We start from the raw sequence: 19,157 nt of genomic DNA, 5'->3' as shown, positions 1-19,157 counted from the left end.
AACCGGTAAGTGGATGTGACTCCATAGGAACCTCCAGGACATGATGGGGTGGAAATATGCTTAAAACTGCTGGAATGGTCACTGCAGTCATCCTCCTTCTGCTTTTAAAACCTGCAGCAGGAGCCACCGCGGTGCAGGAGGTTACCGTTACGGTGCCCGAGAGTGTTGAGATAATGGTCCTCTGGCAGGGAAGGGAAACCGGAAACTCCTTCACACTCACAGCCACAGTGGAACCCGGAAAAGAATACTACTGGCCAGGAGGACCCCAGGGACTCCAGATAAAGGACCTATCCAACGTACCCATCGACCTCTACATAAGGGCAGAAGGAGACCTCCAGGGCCCAGAAACCATACCCATACAGAACCTCAAATACGCCAACTACGGCATCGGACTCCCCGAAACACCCCTAACAACAACCTACACACCGGTAAGAAAGAACTGGATGGTTAAATCAGAGGATGAATCCCTGATACCGGTTGACCTCCACCTCACAGTACCACCAGCAACCGCTGCCGGTGTCTACTCAGTTAACATATACCACATAGCGGTACCCCATGGAGAATAACCAGGGATACACCAGAATCATGATTTAACAGCAGCCACTCCCTTCAAAAAAACTATTTTTTCATGAGCCACGTGGTTCATCAGGACATTGGTAATAATTTTATAGGAAATGATTTAATAAATAATAGGTAACTGCAACAGGTTAAAGGTTATATCATGTACAGCCACGAATGGATGGGTGTACTCTTCATCCTGCTCCTTCTTCCGGTGCCATTTGCAACCATGAATACGGTGCAGGAGGTTACCGTTACGGTGCCCGAGAGTGTTGAGATAATGGTCCTCTGGCAGGGAAGGGAAACCAGAGACTCCTTCACACTCACAGCCACAGTGGAACCCGGAAAAGAATACTACTGGCCAGGAGGACCCCAGGGACTCCAGATAAAGGACCTATCCAACGTACCCATCGACCTCTACATAAGGGCAGAAGGAGACCTCCAGGGCCCAGAAACCATACCCATACAGAACCTCAAATACGCCAACTACGGCATCGGACTCCCCGAAACACCCCTAACAACAACCTACACACCGGTAAGAAAGAACTGGGCAGCGAAACGGGAGATTGATGCTGTGGTGCCTGTTGATCTCAGTCTCACGGTGCCACCATTCACAGAACCCGGCGAATACAGGGTGAGGGTCTACCATATAGCAATAAGGTCACCGGGTACCTGATTCTGTCTGAATTCCATGCCAGAAGTGTCCAGAGATAACCACGAGAAACCTTATCTATTCTAATTTTATTATGTTCCGCCGGGCACTGATGGTAAATATTTATCAGTCCAGAATTGATAATAATCTACTTAATCAATTGCGGTGACAGGAGAATCTCATGTGAAGTTCAAAGCGAAAATCCTACTCCTCATAACAGGTATAATCTCAGCTCTTCTGATAGCAGCGCCCCAGTTTCACCTCAGGGTGGCAGGGCTCATCCTCTGTGTGCTGGTAACAGGTTACAGCTTCCTCAGACTGACCGGTCTTGGGGATACCCTGATCACCCCCATACCGGGGCTTCTAATACTGACCCTCAACGCATTCATTCTGAACTATACATACCTGAGGAATGTAAGGGCCCTCTACGCCCTCCCCGCCATACTCATACCAATCATCCTGCTCCTGAAACGCTCCAGAAAGGATGTTGAGGTGGAAAGCACCCAGATAAAAACCGCCAGAGAACTCGCAAAAAGAGACCAACCAGTGGAAAGCGGGGATGACTCTTCTGAAAGGAAAAACAGTTTAAAGGAAACCCGTAGGAGAGAACATGCACCATTAAGGGACATCCTGATTTCAGCTGTCCTTTCTGGTGTCACGCCTCTCCTCATAGCATTCATCCACCTGAACCCGGTCAGGTTTTTGCTCATCATTATACTTATAGTCTCCTCGTCCTATGGCCTTGCAGCCGCCCTTCTACTGAGATTCCAGGGCTATGGAAGGCTCAGAAGAGCCGCATTAACCATACCATTCGCCCTCCTACTCACGCTGGTAGCTGGAACCACAGGAAGCAGATACGGGGTGGTGGTCCTTGGTGCAGCCGGTATACTATCAGCCCTTGTGGCCTACATAAGGAGGACCAGGCAGAGGATAGGGGAGATAGAGTCACTGCAGATGTCAGAGATGGACATCCTCGAAAGGTACGGGCTCGTCGAGGATGATGTAATACTGCATGTCCCGGAGATACCTGAAAGGGATCTCAGGGCAGTTGACCCTTCAGGGATAAAGAAGAAGGCCCTGAGGATGGGTAAAGAGAGGGATCTGGAGGGGGAGCTCAGAAGGGCATTCCCCGGGGATGAGTTCTGGATAGAAAAGGAAGCCAGAAGGAACCTGGCAGGTTTCAGTGACCTTCTGGTTATGGTGCTCCTGAGCATCTTTACCATCGCTGCAATCAATTCATCTCCGCGGGGCGTTGTGGAAGCCCTCTTCTACCTCCAGGTGCTCCTGATACCTGGATACATTCTAACAGCTGCCGTGGCACCCCTCAGAGACCAGTTAAGCGTCCCTGAGAGGCTCTTCCTTGGATTTTCAGTAAGCATAATCATATCATCGGCGATAGCGCTCCTTATGGGTGGTCATGTTACCTTCAAGCCGCTTCTTGCAAGGAGCATATCTGCAATAAGCCTGATAATGACACCTGCAGCCTTTATAAGGCGTTACAGGGCCGGGGGACTTGCATACTCAGTTGATTTGAGGCGTATCCCATCACCCCGCAGTCTCTCAAGGGATGGTAAGGTATCCCTCATACTCTCGGCTGTACTCGTGGCCCTCGTTGCAGTCACGGTCTACCTGACCCTCAACCCGGTGCCCTCTGAGAGGTTCACCGAGTTCTACATCCTGGGGTCTGGTGGTAAAGCCTACGGTTACCCTGAGAATGTTACTGCCGGCGAGCGCGTTGAGGTAATGGTAGGAGTGGTGAACAGGGAGTACCGTAACGAAACCTACCGCATGGTGGTGAGAATAGGCGGAGATGTTTTAAGGAATGAAACCCTAAAACTGGGTAATGGTGAGAGGTGGGAAAAGAGGGTGAATTTCACAGTAACAGAGGCTGGAAAGAACCAGAAACTCGAATTCCTTCTCTACAGGTTACCTGACACAGAAAAGCCCTACAGGTCCCTCCATCTCTTCATAAACGTCACATAGTTAATGCTTCAGATGGTGATCTGTAAGTATGAAAAACCGCTCAACAGATAAAACTGTGAAAAACCGCTCAAATCAACGGATAAGACTGATCAAATACTGACCGATCAAACTTCATCAGCCGGACAGGGATAATATGAGAGATATGGATGTAGCTGTAACAGGAGGACTTGGATTTATAGGTTCACACCTCACAGATGAACTCCTTGAGAGTGGAAACCGTGTCACCGTAATCGATGACCTATCAACCGGGAGCCCGGATAACCTCAGGGACCCCCACCATGAGGACCTTGAGATAATTGAGGGGAGCATAAATGATCTGGACCTTGAGAAGGTATTTCAGGGCAAGGACTACGTCTTCCACCAGGCAGCCCTGGCCAGTGTCCCTGAGAGTGTGAGGGACCCCCTCAGGTGTCACCGTGTCAATGCCACAGGGACCCTCAGGGTGCTGATGGCCTCCTCCAGGGCAGGTGTCCGGAAGGTTGTGAACGCATCAACCTCTGCTGTCTATGGGAACAACCCGGAGATTCCCCTGAGGGAGGACGCCAGGCCAATGCCCCTATCACCCTACGCAGTGTCCAAGGTGACGGGGGAGTACTACTGCCAGGTATTTGAGGATCATGGGCTTGAAACCGTCTCCCTGAGGTACTTCAATGTCTACGGACCCCGTCAGAGGCCTGATTCACAGTACGCTGCAGTCATCCCCAGGTTCATCGACGCCCTCCTCACTGGCAGGTCCCCTGAGATCTACGGGGATGGAGAGCAGAGCCGTGACTTCATATACGTCGGTGACGTTGTAAGGGCCAACATCTTCCTGGCAGAGTCCCGTGGATCAGGGGTTTACAATGTGGCCGGTGGAAGTTCCGTTACAGTCAACAGGCTCTTCGATATAATTTCAGAGATCCTTGACTCAGATGCAGAACCAGAATACCTTGATGAGAGACCCGGAGACGTGAGGCACTCCCTTGCAGACACGTCCCGTCTCGCTGCAACAGGTTTCAGGCCAGAGGTTGGACTTGAGGAGGGGCTTATGAGGACCGTTGAGTGGTTCAGGAAAAAGGACTGTAAATCCCTGACTCGTGAGGACCGTTGAGTGGTTCCTGGAAAGACTGAAGATAGGATCCTCCTATCAGTGATTGAAATGAGTCATGCAAGGACCCTTGCAAGGAACACGGCATTCCTCCTGGTGGCCACACTCTTCACAAACCTTGCGGCCTTTGTATGGAACGTCTACCTCGCAAGGTACCTTGGAACCGCTGGTTTTGGTATACTCTCGACTGCGCTGGCCCTGACCGGTATATTCAGCATACTCGCAGATCTGGGTATAGGGACCTACATCACCCGGGAGATTGCAAGGAACCCTGCAGGGGCCGGCGATCTTGTGGCGGCGGGTCTTGGTAACCGTATCATCCTCTCATGCATCGTATTTGTGCTGATACTCCTCTTCCCCCTCATAGGACTGTACAGCGGGACTGCCGCTGCAGTCATAGTTTTTATAGCCGGTTACATGCTTCTGGGCTCCTTCAGCTCATTCTTCAACAGCATATTCCAGGGTTTCCAGAGGATGGAGTACCAGACAGTATGGAACATCCTCAACAGCCTCTTCATACTTGTGGGTGTCCTTGCCGTTGTCTGGCTGGGTGGGAGTGTTGTGCAGGTTGCAGTGGCCTACCTCATTGCAGCCGCCCTCTCACTTGTATACTCCGCTGCAACATTCACCCGTCGTTTCTTCACTCCAGGTTTAAGTTTCAGCCGCGACATGATCAGGGAGGCCATCCCCTTCGGGATAACGAGTGTATTCTCTCTGATATACTTCTGGATAGACTCCGTGATGCTCTCCCTCATGAAGGGTGATGTCTCGGTGGGTCTTTACAATGCACCCTACAGGCTCCTCACGGTCATCTCATCACTTTACGGTGTTTACCTCACCGCTGTATTTCCTGTGATGTCCCGGTTCCACGTTGAAAGTCAAGATTCACTGCGGTTCACCTACATGAGGTCCCTGAAGTATCTAATAATCATAGCTGTCCCCCTGATCTTCACGGTATTCACACTTGCAGGGCCCCTGATAGAGCTCATCTTCTCTGCGAAGTACCTTGAATCGGTCCCCGCCCTCAGGGTGCTCATAATCGCAACCGCCTTCATGTTCATAAATGGTGTGAGCTCCAGCCTCCTGGGGTCAGCCAACAGGCAGATCACGGTCACCAGGATCACTGGGGTTGCAGCCCTCTTCAATGTGACCCTCAACCTCGCACTGATCCCACGCTTTGACTTTATGGGTGCGAGTGCTGCCACAGTAATGACGGAGGCCCTCATGACCCTACTTTTCCTCAGGACGGTGCGCGATCTCGGTTTTGGTCCTGCATGGAGGGACCTGCATGTTGCCTGGAGGATCCTCCTCCCTGCAGCAGCTTCAATCATCTTACTCCTGCTCCCCCTCAGTATACTCATAAGGATCCCCCTGGCCCTGGTTGCCTATATCGCCGGGATCCTCCTGACAGGTGCCCTGGACTCTGTGGACAGGGCTGTGGTGAGGTCAATCATCAGGGGCCAGAGATAAAAATCAGTTCATCAGGATATATGACCTCCAAAAAAACAGGACTATCAGAAATACATCACAAAGCCCCTCATCACGCCCTTATATCAAGGATATAGGACCTGACCTCATCAAATATCTCCCCGGCATAGCAGGATGAGAAGATGGCTCCCAGTGCTGTGACCATCCAGAAGGATATTATACGGTCCACCAGGGCTATGCTTCCAGCCAGAAAACCGGGGACACCGAATACTACAAACAGTCCTGCCATCGAGACCTCCATTGAGCCCATACCCCCTGGAAGGGCAGATAGTATGCCCACAAGGTTTGCCAGAAGGAATATTATTATAACTGCAGAGAAGGTAATCTCCACTCCGAAGGCCATGAATACCAGGTAGAGTCTCAGGCACTCCATGAGCCATGAGAGGAGTGAGAGGATGAATATGATCCCCATGGCTCTGAAATTTGAGTAGGATCTGGTGTAACCTATCATGCCCTTTATACCGGAGGTTAAACGTTCATAGAGGTTTTCAAGTGTCTCCTCAGATACTGGAAGTCTCTCAATGATGCTGTGTATCCTCTGGTAGATCCTCAAACCCTTCTCCTCCCTCCAGTTAACAAGGTAGATGAGGTAGGTTATGAGGACAGATAGAATCGCCCCGAAGAGGGCTATTATCCTTATCGTGGGTACCATCACGGCCGCCATGAGAAGCAGAACCCCTCCTATCCCCAGATCAAAGAACCTCTCGGTTAAACCCGCTGAGAGGCCCTCTGAGAGTTCGATTCCGTTCAGCTTTTTACCGGCGAGTGCATTCATGACCTCGCCAGCACTCCTCATGGGGCTGAGGTTACCTGCAAAGAGGCCGATGGTCTTCACCATGAAGTTGACCCGCATCCTCCAGGGCTGGCCTATAATGAAACCCCAGCGGAGACCCCTAACAGCCAGAACCCCAATGTGGATGAGGAGTGCGATGGCTATGATCATCCAGTCCGCCATGTAGACGGCCCTGATGATCCTGGAGGGCCCCATCCATATTATGAGGGCCAGGATGAGAAGGATGCTCAGTGCAAAGAAGTAAAACCTTTTCATGGGGTCCATCTCCTCTGATGCGTGAAGGTGATGGGAAGCAGCTCCCACATCAGCCCCTGACACCGGATATCCTTCTGACGAAGAGCCTCACTATGAACCTGATGTAATGGAGGACGTCCCCGACCCCGATGTAGGACTTCTCATCACCATAGGTGCAGGTGATGGGGACCTCGGCTATCCTCAGCCGGTGCCTTGAGGTCTCACATATTGCCTCTGATTCATACACATAGTCGTCGTAGGGTATTTCAAGTATCAGGTGGGCGTACCTGGCTGATATTGCCCTGAAGCCGCTCTGACTATCTGTTATGCGGTACCCTGTGGCCAGTCTGAGTATCCATGTGGTTATCCGGTTTGATAGCTGCCTGTGGATGGGCATGCTGTCATGGTTATTCCTTATGAACCTTGACCCTATGATGAAGTCGCCACCGTTAACCGCAGATGCAAGTTCTGGTATCAGGGAGGGGTCGTGCTGGCCATCGGCGTCCATGAATACTATGACATCGTAGTCTCCTCCAAGGGCCTCCCTTATACCTGTCTTGAGGGCTGCCCCCTTCCCGAGATTTTTGGAGTGGCTGATGACCCTTGCCCCTGCTTCCTCACCAAGGGCTGCAGTCCTGTCTGTGCTGCCATCGTCCACCAGGATCACGTCACCATGTTCAAGGGCGCCCCTCACAACAGATTCAACGGTCCTCTCCTCATTGAATGCCGGTATCACTGTGACCACCCTCATCGCGACACCTCCAGCGGTACAGTCATTGAGGTAATCACCACCCCTCGTTGGAACATGCTCATTCATCCTTCTCCACAAGTTCCCTGAGGGTCTCCTCAAATCTTTCGGTGATGCTTTCCCAGTCATTTGACTCCACAAAGCGCCTGCCCCGCTGGCCCTCCTCCCTGAGTCTGCCTGCAAGTTCCACTGCTACATCAAGGGTTTCCTCTGGTCTCTCTATGTAGTGGATGCCGTTGCCCTCACCGAACTCCATGTATATGCCTGGCAGCCTTGTGGCTATGACCGGCTTTGCCATTGCAAGGTACTCGTAGAGCTTTATGGGGACTATGTCCTGCATTATCTCCTCGTCTATGTGGGCAGGGAGTATGCAGATGTCAGAGGCCGCTACAAATTCAGGTATCTCACTGTAGGGCTGTCTCCCTGTCAGTATGAGGCTGTCCAGGTTGTTATCATCCCTTATCCCTTTAAGGTCCTCGTATGCGTCTCCATCCCCTACCACCATAAGCTTGATGTTCGGGTATTCCCCACGCCTCTCTGCCATTGCTGCTGCAAGTTCCCTGAGACCGGAGAAGTTGTAGAGGAATCCCATGAAGAAGAGGAGGATGTCATCATCCCCGACACCGTACCTCTCCCTTATGCGTGAACCGTCAAGGTCCGGGTCGAATTCTGCAAGGTCTATGCCCGCGTCTATGACCTCCGTCCTCCTGGCCCCCAGTTCAGCTGCCAGCTGGTCGAGCTTCCTGTTGATGGTGAGGACAAGGTCGGACCTCTCGATGGTCTTCCTCATGAGCAGCTTCCCCAGACCCTGAAAGGCCCTCTCAGGTATCAGGGTGTAGAGTACGTCGATGAGGTAATATACGAAGGGTATGCCCTGCCTCCCTGCTTCGATTGATGCTATGAAGGAGTTTATGAGACCGAATCCGACCACAAGGTCTGGTCTGAACTCTCTTATCTGCCTCCTTATCTCCCTCCCATGGGTGAAGGGTATTGAGAGGTAATCCAGTACCGGGACCCTGAGGTGGGCGGGCCTTATCACATCCACACCGGCGTCCTCCCGGACCTTCTGGACCCCCAGGTAGACCCGGCGGGGGTTCAGGATGCCTCCCCCTTCCTCCTTCCTCCAGTCTATGGGGTAATCTATGACCCTCACCTCATGGCCCCTCGCAGATAACCTGTCAAAGAGGTGGTGCTGCTGGTGGGGGTTCCTTTCTATCCAGTCTGATTCCTGTACAACCAGTATCCTCATATGCGATCAGAAAAAGAAGGTTTTTGATTAGAACTCTGCGCTCTTCCTTATGAGCTCCCAGTTCTCGGTGAACCACCTGTGGGTCCTCTCAAGTCCCTCCCTGAAGGATACCTGTGGTTCGTAGTCTAGGAGTCTTCTGGCCTTATCGATTGATGACAGGAGCCTTGTCTTGGCGTCCCAGTCCCTCCTCGGCCTGTAGACCACGCCTGCAGGGTTTTCTGTGAGCTCGTTTATGATACCCGCCATCTCTATGACCTGGTGCTCGGTCCCTGAGCCAAGGTTGATGGCCTCGCCTATGGCCTCCTTTCTGACACCCATGGCCATGAGGCCCCTGACTATGTCCTCCACGAAGGTCCAGTCCCTGGTCTCTGAGCCGTCCCCTGTTATGGGTAATGGCTGCTGGTTCATGGCCCAGTAGAAGAAGTTGGGGATGACGTTACGGTACTTCCCTGGGACCTCACCCGGCCCGAAGACGTTGAAGAACCTTGCATTGACTATGGGCATCTCGTAGAGGTTGTGGAAGTAGTTGGTGTAAAGTTCACCCAGGAGCTTGGTGACCTGGTAGGGGGTGTGCAGTGATATTGAGATGTCGTGTTCCTCAAAGGGTATCTTTGAGTCCAGACCGTAGACACCGCACCCTGATGATGAGTAAACGAAGCGCTCAACACCCACAAGCTGTGCATACTCAAGGACCTTCAGTATGCCCAGCCCGTTGACCAGGAGATCCTTCTCCGGGTTGTCAACACTGTTCTGGTTTGCAAAGTGGGCTGCGAGGTGGAAGACGTAGTCAGGCCTCTCCTTGAATACCCGTTTGAGGACCTCATCATCGAGTATGTCACCCTTAACGAATTCTATGTTCTCATATTCCGGGATGTTCCACTCATAGCTTGATGAGAGGTTGTCCAGTATGATCACATTGGCCCCTGCCTCTGCAAGGCTCCCTGTGAGATTGCTTCCAACGCATCCAGCTCCACCTGTTACAAGAACACATTTACCATCATAAGCCCTGAATTCATCCATAATCAATCACCTTCAATCAATAGATTCTGCAGTCACCTTCCATAGTGGATGATCATCCTCCTCATGGAGTCGAGGATGATGCCTGTGAATATGAAGAAGGTCCCGAAGAGTGTGAGCATCACCGCCACGATGGTGGGACCCATGTTCACACTGACACCGGTTATGTAGTCCCTTATGAACATTAAACTTAGGATTGCCCCTGTAACCCCTATTATGAGGCCCGGGAGTGTGAAGTAGTAGAGGGGGCGCTTGAGTTCAAGGTCCCCTATGATCTTGAGGAGCACCGATACACCGTGGCTTATGGGGTTCCTGGTGGACCCATCCACATCATACCTCACTCCGACCTCAACCTCCACTATCCTGAGGCCGGCCTCGGCGGCGTCTGCAAGCATCTCGCTTTCAACCACGAAGCCAGGGTCCCTGAACCTGAAGTGGGGTATGCTCGCTGATGAGAAGGCCCTGAAGCCGCTCTGGGTATCGGTTATTTCCAGGCCCGTTGATATGTTGGTGGCCCTGTCAAGTATCTTCTGGCCCACCCTGCGGTAGCGGGGGGTGTTCTCGTCCCTTCCATGGAGGTAGCGGCTCCCGTTCACAACGTCGGCCTCCCCCCTCAGTATGGGCTCCACGAGTTTAGGTATCTCTGCAGGGTTGTGCTGTGCATCAGCGTCAAGGGTGACTATTACATCTGCATCTGCAGCCTCAAACCCTGTTTTGAGGGCTGCGCCCTTTCCCAGGTTCCTGTGGTGCCTTATAACCCTTGCGCCTGCCATCTCAGCCACGTGGGCTGTCCTGTCAGCCGACCCATCATCAACAACGATAACCTCATCAACGTGTTCCCCTGTGAGCAGCACAACTGAGCCTATGGCAACCTCCTCGTTGAAGGCAGGGATGACCGCGACTATCCTCATTTTCAGTCCTCTATCCTGTAGTACCACTTCATCCACTCGACTGTACGCCTGATACCCTCCTCGGGGGGCACCTGTGGGTCATGTTTGAGGTCCCTTATGGCCTTTGAGAAGTCCATGGTCTTCACCTTTGTGGTGAAGGGCTCTGACTCCTTGTAGGTGACTATGGAGTCATCTATCCCCACAGCCTCAAGGACCATGTCGGAGTACTCCTTGATGTCATGCTCCCACTCGGTTCGCCCGCCGACATTGTAGACCTCCCCAGGGATGAAGTTATCCACGATATTGGCGAAGGTCCTCACGGAGTCCTCCACGTAGTCGATTATCCTCTTATGGCCCTTATAGACGGTGTAGGGCTTCCTGTGTAGTGCATGGTAGATGAATATGGGTATGAAGCCCTTGTAGGGTGAGTACTTCTCATGGGGGCCGTAACAGTTCACCGGCCTCACACGGACGGTCTCTGTGCCGAACATCTCTGCAGAGTTCATGCACATGAGTTCACCGGCCCACTTGGTTATGGCGTAGTCATTCATCTGGTAGGTGTCGCTTATGGGGTTTTTGACCATGACATCCTCACTCATCAAACCACTGTAGTCCCCGTAGACCTCTGCTGAGGAGAAGAATATCATCCTGAAGCCAAGCTTCTCCTGCATCCTCAGCATGTGCTTTGTACCTATGACGTTGGTCTTCCAGAGGTTCTCATAGTAGTCCTCACCGTTCCATCTCCCGTACTCTGCGGCCAGGTGGTATACGTAGTCGAATTTGTCTTCCTCAAAGATCCTCTCAACCTGCCTGTACTCCCTGACATCGGCCCTCATGTAGTCCTCGCGTTCTGTGTGCATGAGGTCAACCGCAAGGACATCATGGCCCCTGCTCCTCAGTTCATTGACAAGGTTTGTACCTATGAATCCGGCGCCACCGGTTACGAGTATTCTCTGAGTTTCCATATTAGCATCACTCCCTATTTTGGATGATTTCCTGTAAGAATAAGGGTTTTCCTGGTAACATTATTCATGATATGAATGAATAAAGATTTCCTTCCCACAATATACGATTCAGAGTATCCTAGTTTAACTCAAACTAGTTATTGAACTCGCCATATAAATAGTTTCAATCTGTTAAGCGAATCCATCCCTCACCAGAGAGAATCACCTCAACATCCACTGAATCCTGTACCGGAGGGGAAGGATCCCGGCATATCTACTGAATCTTCCTGGCAATGGAAACCCCATCCCTTGAATATATGACCCTGTAACCTTCAGGCAACTCTGTTTTACCCGTCCAGAATATATAGTAGTCAGGGTTCACTTCATAGAAGTACTTGAGGCTTAACTCCCTACGCTGTGGGTGGATTATCCTTGTGAAGACGTAGTCTCCAAGGTACCATGTGAAGGCAGGGCCCCTGTCAGCAGCTATGACTCTGTCCCTGTAGGAGGGGTCATGGTTCATGAGCCAGGCGGCCGCCTCCCTCTCACCCTTAACTATCCCATATTCCTGGGGCATCCCTGCAGTGTAATGGATTGCCGAAGAGACCATCAGAAGGGTGACTGCAATGGACAGAACCGTCGATGCCCTCCTGGATCTCATCAAAGCAGATATATTGTTCAGTGAAAGGGATATGGTATAGGCAAGGGCTGGCAGGACTGTTATGATGTACCTGTCAACCTTTACAGGGTGAAAGCTGTGCATGTAGAGGTAGGCCAGGAACCAGACAGCCATCGCAAGGTTCATCTCAATGTTATCAGTGTTCCCCCTTATCCAGAGGATTGAAAGTGCCCAGAGGAATATGAGGACCTCGCTAAGTGCAAAGGATATCCTTCCAAAGGTGAATATGAGTGCTGCAGATATTACAATGAATATAATCTTTCCCCTGAGGTTATCGGTTGATATGAGGTCCCTGTTCCTCCATATAATAATCAGCAAACCTGCTGATATGAGGGTCAGTACTATGAGGGCGATTGGTGTCGGTCCTGAAAGTGAGGGGTTCAGTACCCTGAGGTAATCCTGTGAAGGCATTGCTGAGATGTACTCTGGAAGGTGCTTGAGGTAGTAGAGGCTGTCTGTGCTGTAGCCAGGATTTATGGATGTGGCTGAACCGGTGACTGTGGATGAAACCTGTTTTGTGAAGGGTAGGGGTGTTCCGATGTTTCTGTAGAAGAAGTACCCGAATGGGATGTAGAGGAGGACCCCCAGGCCAATTCCCCTGCCTATGTCTGGCAGCTTTAACCTGAGGGATGGGTCAGTGAGTATTATCACTGCAAGTGGGAGCAGCATAGACCCGATGTATATCTTGTGAGAAATGCTGCCATTGCAACCGGAAATGCAAGGTAGTAGAATCTGCTGTCACACCTCCTTGCAATGAGTGCAAGATAAACGGCCCATATAGAGAGGGAGATGGCCGGGACATCCAGGGACCCTGTGGCTGCCCATGATAGGATAAGGCTGAAGGATGCGAATGAGATGGCCCCTGCAAGGCTCTCCATTTCACTGAATCTCAGTTGGAGAAGGAGGTACATCCCGATGATGCCTGCAACATAGAATGCCGCTGCCGCCGCAAATACCGTTATTTCACCTGTGAACCCGAGTCTGAAAAGTAAGGCCAGCACCGCCGGGAAGAATGGTGGTAGGTAGAGGGCGTCGCCGGGTCCAAGGTGGGCCATTTTCATGGCATTGTTAACATACAGGAAAATGTCCCAGTAATAGATCCCTATACTGCTCTGGATAAGGACAAGGATAACGGCTATGAAGACCGAGAAGATGGCAACAACTGAAATGAACCTTCTATCATATAACATGATCGATACCCCTTGCACCAAATAACTTCAATCAACTTCCATCAATGCATATCATTATTGGCTGGACCCATATAAACCTCTGCATAGGTGCTCCAACCGGTTTCAGTGTCTGGAAGCCTTATGGGTGACCTCCAGGTAAATGTCCTCAAATGTCTCTGATATTGATTCAGGGTCAAACTTCTCTGCCGATGGATTGAAGGAGTCGCGTTCCTTCAGGACCCTGATTATGGCATCCCTCAGGTCCCTGGCTGAGGGCCTCGCTATGATGCCATCACCGGGATCCATCCACTCAGATATCCCGCAACTTGAAGTTACGACAACCGGGGTGCCGCAGGCAATGGCCTCTGCAGCGGAGTTCCCGAAGGATTCATACTTTGATGCCGATGGCAGCACAAACACATCGGCGTCCACATAGGCCTCAAGTTTATCCATTTCATAGAGGGGACCTGTCAGGAGAACCCTTTCACCGATTCCCAGTTCATCTATGAGGCCCATGAGCCTTTCCAGGTAGTGGTCATCAGGTCCCGTTATGACCAGAACTGTGTCTTCATCGATGTCCCTGAAGGCCCTGAGGAGTATGTCGAGACCCTTTCTTTCATGGATCCTGCCCAGGTAGAGTATGATCCGCGCATCTTCAAGACCCCATTTCTTCCTGAAGAGCCCCCTGGATGGTCTGTGAGGGATATCGACCGGGTTAGGTACCTTCACTATGGCCTCAGCGTCGAGTTTAGGGTAAACCTTCCGGTAGAAACCTGACTCCACAGTGGATGTTGCTACTATCCGGGACGCCCCGTACATTATCCGGTTACCTGCAATGAAATCGAATACTTCCTTGAGGGTAGCCCTCGACATGGTCGGGACGGAGCCGTGGGGCTGTACAATGTAGGGTACACCTGCACGTGATGCCAGTGTGGCTACAACGGCTGCAAGGAAGGTTCTGTGCTCATGGATATGAACAACATCAAATTCCCGGATCTCCCTCCAGGCAACATAGGGGAGTTTAAGTGGTACCGGGAGGTTCATATTCCCTGCCAGGTACATTGAAAGGTTCCTGAAATAGTAGGTCCTTATGCCATCAACATCGAGGGGCCTGTTAACCTCGACGTCAAGTCGCCTCTTGAACCCATCTGTTGTGTAGACCGTGACCTCATGTCCAGCAGACACCTGCCTCGATGCCAGGTCATAGACTGAACGGGGAGGACCACCTGCCTCCCATGAGGGTTTGAAGTATGGTGTTACATGAAGTATCCTCAATCTTATAAACCTCCTTTTCCGGGGCCCGGTTACCAATTACAATTAAATAGTATGCAACATAAATCTGGTCTAGAATTGTTCTTATCTACATTTAAAGGTGATTCTTATTAGGGTTATTATTCTTGCTGCAGGAACCGGAAGCAGACTTGGGCATGGAATACCCAAGGCACTCGTGGAACTCGGAGATGGAAAAACGATAATGGATCAACAGCTCGAAAATATAGCACAGATAACGTCAACAGAAAACGTGAGGGTCGTGCTGGGCTACAGGGGCCATCTCATAGAGGAGAGGTACCCCGACCTTGAATTCGTCTACAACCATCGCTACAGCGAAACAAACACCTCCAAAAGCCTTCTAATAGGGCTGGAGGACATGGATGAGGATGTGATCTGGATGAACGGGGACGTGGTCTTCGACCCGTCCATCCTCAAGATGATAGGTGAGAACCCGGGCGAAAACCTCATCTGCGTTGACAACAAGAAGGTGGGGGAGGAAGAGGTTAAATACAGCCTCGACAGTCAGGGATTCATAAGGGAACTGTCCAAGAATGTCACGGACCCCCTGGGGGAGGCTGTGGGAATAAATCAGGTCTCCAGAGAAACCATTCCCATGTTGAGGAATGCCCTCAGGGAATGCCAGGATCAGGACTACTTTGAGAGGGGAGTCGAAATTCTCATAGAGAAAGGGGAAACCTTCAGACCACTCAACATAGGCGAAAGGTTCTGCATAGAGGTGGACTTCCCTGAGGACCTCGTGGAAGCCAGAAAATATTTCATGGAGAACCATAAATGATGGTCACGGTCATTGGAGCAGGGAGCTTCGGAACAGCGATAGCACAGGTCCTATCATGGAATGCTGAGATGGTCCGCCTCATGGCCCGGAGATCCGAAGTTGTGGAGAACATCAACAGGACGCGCGAAAACAGCGCTTATCATCCTGGAGTGAAACTGAGGGATAACATAGAGGCGACACTCATGGACGGTTCCGTGCTGGAGGAATCCGAGTACGTATTCATGGCCGTGCCATCAGGGAACCTCAGGAGCATCGTAAGGTCAATGAACAGTAGCCTTGAGGATAAGAAGATAGTATCCTGTATAAAGGGGATAGAGCACCCAGGCCTCAAAACCATGAGCTCTGTTATAAGGGAGGAAACAGGGTCCAGGACAGTATTCAGCATATCCGGTCCCAACTTCGCCGACGAACTCATAAGGGGCATGACGTCCGGGATAACAGTGGGTGCCAGCACCAGATATGTGAGGGAAATTGCAGGGCTTCTGAAGTCTCCCCGCATAATCCTCGACCACTCAGAGAACGTTGAGGGTGTTGAATTCTGCGGGATACTCAAGAACGTCTACGCCGTGGCCATGGGTATACTCGACGGACAGATAACAGGCGAGAATCACCGCCACTCCCTCCTGACCCTATGCTTCAGGGAGATGAACCTGATACTCAATGAGATGGGGTACGGTGAACTCCATGACAGGTTCTGTGGATTTGGAGACTTTCTCCTCACATCAACAACCGATAAGAGCCGTAACCGCACCCTGGGGCTCATGCTGGGTAAGAAGATGAGACTCAGCGAGGACTCCACCATAACCATAGAGAGCCTCAGGTCCATAAGGGCCATAAGGGAGCTGACAGAGGGTCTTGAGCTGCCGGTCCTTGAAATGGTATACCGGACCATGCAGGAACCTGAAAACGTCAACCTCTACATAAGGGAATTCCAGGACAGGATATCCAGACCCGAATTTTAGGTAATCAGGAGTTTATTTCGATGAGTATCCGGGATCTCATGGGACTTATCAGGTCAGAGGAGTACAGGGTTCTCGCCGAGAACTTCCTCTCACTTTCAACCCTCCAGGTGCTTGTCTACATAATACCCTTCATCACCCTCCCGTACCTCACCAGGGTTCTGGGTGTCTACAACTATGGCCTTGTGAACTTTGCCATCGCATTCAACACCTACTTCATCATCATCACCGATTACGGTTTCAACCTTTCTGCTGTGAGGGAGATATCGGTGAACAGGGAGGACCCGCAACGTGTATCCGAGATATTCAGTTCCGTCATGTTAATCAAGGGGATCCTTGCAACCCTGAGTTTCTGCATACTCCTGCTCGTCATCCTTAACATCCCCCGTTTCTCGGTTAACTGGCAGGTCTATATCTTTGCATTTGGACTTGTTATCGGGAATGTGATCTTCCCGACCTGGTTCTATCAGGGCATGGAGCGGATGAAGTACATAACCGTCCTTAATGTCCTCACGAACCTCATATTCCTTGCAGCCATATTCATATTCATAAGACGTCCGTCCGATTACCTCTACGTACCCCTTCTCCAGTCCATGGGGACCCTGACCGCCGGTGTGATTTCTCAGTGGATTATAAGGACCCGCTTCAATGTAAGGTTCCATCTACCACCCCTGAGGACGGTTTACGAGACCTTCAGGGACAGCACCCAGTTCTTCCTGTCAAGGGTCTCTGTTTCGATCTACACCAGCAGTAACTCGTTCTTCCTGGGTTTATTCGCGGGTAACACCGCAGTGGGGTACTACTCTGCTGCTGAGAAACTCTACACTGCTGCTCAGGGCCTCTACAGCCCCCTGATGCAGGTAACCTATCCCTATATGGCCAAGACACGTAACAGGGCATTCCACAGGAAGGTCCTGCGCTACTCCCTCATCCTCAACACCATCCTCTGTGGCGGGATAATCCTCTTCGCCCCCACCATAATAGGAATACTCTTTGGCCCGCAGTACATGCCAAGTGTCAACGTCCTCAGGTTACTTGCCGTGGCCCTCATGGTGGTAATCCCCTCGATACTCCTGGGCTACCCCTTCCTCGCCGTTCTTGGACAGCAGAGGTACGCCAACGGCAGCGTGATAATAGGTTCAATTGTGCACCTGATAATGCTCCTTGCAGTATCGGCATTCATGAACATATACATCGTTGCATGTCTCGTGATAATAACCGAAACCATAGTCCTGGCAATAAGGGTCTACGGGATCAAAAAACATGACCTCTGGTAGATGACTCCCGCAGAGAACTGTCAGAGAAAAGGAGGGGTGCCAGCAAGACTCTATAAAAAAATAAAATTACATGCATTTCCTATTTTTCATCCCCAGACCAGTTCATAGACTCTCCTGGATGACTCCCCATCCTGGTGCTGGTTCACGAGGCTGTTCACGATCCTCCTCTCCCTCCTGTAATAGTCATCATCCTCAAGACACCTTTCAAGTTCCTCCAGGAAATCACTGAAGGTTTCAACACGGGGACCCGGGGCCCAGAACTCGAAGGGCTCCAGGACAAAACCCCTGACCCTCCGGTACTCCTCCAGGTCAGGGACAGCAAAGATCACAGGCCTGTCAAGGAGCAGAAAGTCAAAGTAGACCGATGAGTAATCGGTTACAAGGACATCAACCCCCGGGAGGACGTCATAGAGGTCCATGTATCTCTCTGCAAGGTCATCGCTACCTATCAGCACCACGTTGTCCATTTCACTGAAGAATCTTCTTGCCTCCTCCTCTTCGAGTGGATGGAACTTCACAAGGAAAAGTATGTTCTTTTCCTTCAGGAACCCTGAGAAGGCCTCGGCATCAAAGTCAGGGAGATTGAGGTGGTGGGATATGAGTCTCCCATCACTTATGTAATCTGATGCCCTGAATGTTGGTGCGAAGAGCACCACCTTGCTGTAGGAACCGGTATCAATACCTGTAATCTCAGGGATCCTTCCATCTGATCTGAAGAGTTTATCGTTCCTTGGCTGACCTGTTATGTGTATCCTGCGGGCGTCCTGGTTGAAGCATGCCGCCATGGCATTCCTCATTATGGTGGAAGTTGCGATGAGGTAGTAGTTCTCATCATCGAACCTTACGGGTTCCTTAAACTCCCTTCCGCCGGTTTCAGCGTAGCCCATGGCCTTCAGGGGCATTCCATGCCAGAGGTTAACATACTTCTGTCGCCTTACACGGATCTCACTCATCCTCCCGTGTGTGGAGACCAGGGAACCAGCACGTAAAATGGTGAGAAGGGCCCTCAGCGAGTGTCTCCTCTCCTGTCTCACACCCTCAATGTCGATGGGCTCTTCAACGATCCATACCGCTTCAGGTTCACCCATTTCCCTCATGAATTCAAACAGAGCCTGGCTGTTTCCTGAAAAATCAGGTACACTGTCAAATACAGCCAGCCCATCGTCCTTTGGTAAAATCCAGTTGATAAACTTGAGTAAACGTGTTAACATGAAACAGGCCTCCAGTTTCGCATTCATGGATTGCTCAATCACATTATGGCAAAGGCCCATATATAGATCCATCCATCTGCCAGACAAAAAAACGCAAGAACATCATGAACAGAGGATAAGATCATGAGAGGATCATGGATGCAGGAAAGAA

18 protein-coding genes are annotated in these 19,157 nt (G+C 51.2%); 8 read left to right on the top strand and 10 right to left on the bottom strand.

Annotated elements, in window-relative coordinates:
- Positions 1–56 precede the first annotated feature (56 nt).
- The 5 genes from tca_RS01715 to tca_RS01695 all read left to right on the top strand — a co-directional run bounded on the left by tca_RS01715 (position 57) and on the right by tca_RS01695 (position 5,750).
- Positions 57–566, top strand: a complete 510-nt coding sequence (locus tca_RS01715) for a hypothetical protein (protein ID WP_010876022.1) — start codon at positions 57–59, stop codon at positions 564–566.
- A gap of 155 nt (positions 567–721) precedes the next feature.
- Positions 722–1,234: a hypothetical protein gene (locus tag tca_RS01710; protein WP_286709028.1), complete on the top strand. Its 513-nt coding sequence runs from the start codon at positions 722–724 to the stop codon at positions 1,232–1,234.
- Between the two features lie 159 nt (positions 1,235–1,393).
- Positions 1,394–3,193 (top strand): DUF1616 domain-containing protein, encoded by a 1,800-nt coding sequence (locus tca_RS01705; protein WP_286709027.1) that lies wholly within the window; start codon positions 1,394–1,396, stop codon positions 3,191–3,193.
- Between the two features lie 133 nt (positions 3,194–3,326).
- Positions 3,327–4,283 (top strand): SDR family oxidoreductase, encoded by a 957-nt coding sequence (locus tca_RS01700; protein ID WP_286709026.1) that lies wholly within the window; start codon positions 3,327–3,329, stop codon positions 4,281–4,283.
- Positions 4,284–5,750, top strand: a complete 1,467-nt coding sequence (locus tca_RS01695; RefSeq protein WP_286709025.1) for a flippase — start codon at positions 4,284–4,286, stop codon at positions 5,748–5,750. It begins immediately after the preceding gene.
- A 70-nt stretch (positions 5,751–5,820) separates the two neighbouring features.
- On the opposite strand, the gene tca_RS01690 is transcribed toward tca_RS01695, so the two are convergent.
- The 9 genes from tca_RS01690 to tca_RS01650 all read right to left on the bottom strand — a co-directional run bounded on the left by tca_RS01690 (position 5,821) and on the right by tca_RS01650 (position 14,766).
- Positions 5,821–6,864 carry a UPF0104 family protein gene (locus tca_RS01690; protein WP_286709024.1) on the bottom strand — a complete coding sequence of 348 codons (1,044 nt, stop codon included), beginning with the start codon at positions 6,862–6,864 and terminating at the stop codon, positions 5,821–5,823.
- 1 nt (position 6,865) lies between these two features.
- A complete protein-coding gene (locus tag tca_RS01685) occupies positions 6,866–7,612 on the bottom strand; it encodes a glycosyltransferase family 2 protein (protein ID WP_286709023.1) in 747 nt (248 codons plus the stop codon).
- Positions 7,605–8,792, bottom strand: coding sequence for a glycosyltransferase (locus tag tca_RS01680; protein WP_286709022.1), 1,188 nt, complete (start codon positions 8,790–8,792; stop codon positions 7,605–7,607). Before tca_RS01680 ends, tca_RS01685 begins: the two co-directional genes overlap by 8 nt.
- A 27-nt stretch (positions 8,793–8,819) precedes the next feature.
- Complete coding sequence (locus tag tca_RS01675; RefSeq protein WP_269899544.1) at positions 8,820–9,812, bottom strand: NAD-dependent epimerase/dehydratase family protein; 993 nt, start codon at positions 9,810–9,812, stop codon at positions 8,820–8,822.
- A gap of 32 nt (positions 9,813–9,844) precedes the next feature.
- Positions 9,845–10,720, bottom strand: a complete 876-nt coding sequence (locus tag tca_RS01670; protein ID WP_286709021.1) for a glycosyltransferase family 2 protein — start codon at positions 10,718–10,720, stop codon at positions 9,845–9,847.
- A gap of 2 nt (positions 10,721–10,722) precedes the next feature.
- Positions 10,723–11,664: an NAD(P)-dependent oxidoreductase gene (locus tca_RS01665; RefSeq protein ID WP_286709020.1), complete on the bottom strand. Its 942-nt coding sequence runs from the start codon at positions 11,662–11,664 to the stop codon at positions 10,723–10,725.
- A gap of 253 nt (positions 11,665–11,917) precedes the next feature.
- Positions 11,918–12,973 (bottom strand): hypothetical protein, encoded by a 1,056-nt coding sequence (locus tag tca_RS01660; RefSeq protein ID WP_286709019.1) that lies wholly within the window; start codon positions 12,971–12,973, stop codon positions 11,918–11,920.
- Positions 12,970–13,512 (bottom strand): glycosyltransferase family 39 protein, encoded by a 543-nt coding sequence (locus tca_RS01655; protein WP_286709018.1) that lies wholly within the window; start codon positions 13,510–13,512, stop codon positions 12,970–12,972. The genes tca_RS01660 and tca_RS01655 overlap by 4 nt, the downstream gene beginning before the upstream one ends.
- A gap of 102 nt (positions 13,513–13,614) precedes the next feature.
- A complete protein-coding gene (locus tca_RS01650; RefSeq protein ID WP_286709017.1) occupies positions 13,615–14,766 on the bottom strand; it encodes a glycosyltransferase in 1,152 nt (383 codons plus the stop codon).
- A 97-nt stretch (positions 14,767–14,863) separates the two neighbouring features.
- Here tca_RS01650 and tca_RS01645 point away from each other — a divergent pair, with 97 nt between their 5' ends.
- The 3 genes from tca_RS01645 to tca_RS01635 are packed head-to-tail and all read left to right on the top strand — an operon-like array spanning position 14,864 to position 17,795.
- On the top strand, positions 14,864–15,559 hold the full coding sequence (locus tag tca_RS01645) for an NTP transferase domain-containing protein (RefSeq protein ID WP_269899540.1): 696 nt from the start codon (positions 14,864–14,866) through the stop codon (positions 15,557–15,559).
- Entirely contained in the window at positions 15,556–16,521 is a 966-nt protein-coding gene (locus tca_RS01640; RefSeq protein ID WP_286709016.1) for an NAD(P)H-dependent glycerol-3-phosphate dehydrogenase, read from the top strand. The genes tca_RS01645 and tca_RS01640 overlap by 4 nt, the downstream gene beginning before the upstream one ends.
- 20 nt (positions 16,522–16,541) lie before the next feature.
- A complete protein-coding gene (locus tca_RS01635) occupies positions 16,542–17,795 on the top strand; it encodes an oligosaccharide flippase family protein (RefSeq protein WP_286709015.1) in 1,254 nt (417 codons plus the stop codon).
- Positions 17,796–17,881: 86 nt separating this feature from the next.
- Here the strand turns inward: tca_RS01635 and tca_RS01630 are convergent, their stop codons facing one another.
- Positions 17,882–19,033, bottom strand: a complete 1,152-nt coding sequence (locus tca_RS01630) for a CDP-glycerol glycerophosphotransferase family protein (RefSeq protein WP_286709014.1) — start codon at positions 19,031–19,033, stop codon at positions 17,882–17,884.
- Positions 19,034–19,157: the final 124 nt, after the last annotated feature.

This window comes from Methanothermobacter sp. EMTCatA1, assembly GCF_002356395.1.
In the GTDB taxonomy this organism is placed as follows: Archaea; Methanobacteriota; Methanobacteria; order Methanobacteriales; family Methanothermobacteraceae; genus Methanothermobacter; species Methanothermobacter thermautotrophicus.
This window is presented reverse-complemented; position numbering and strand designations above follow the sequence as displayed.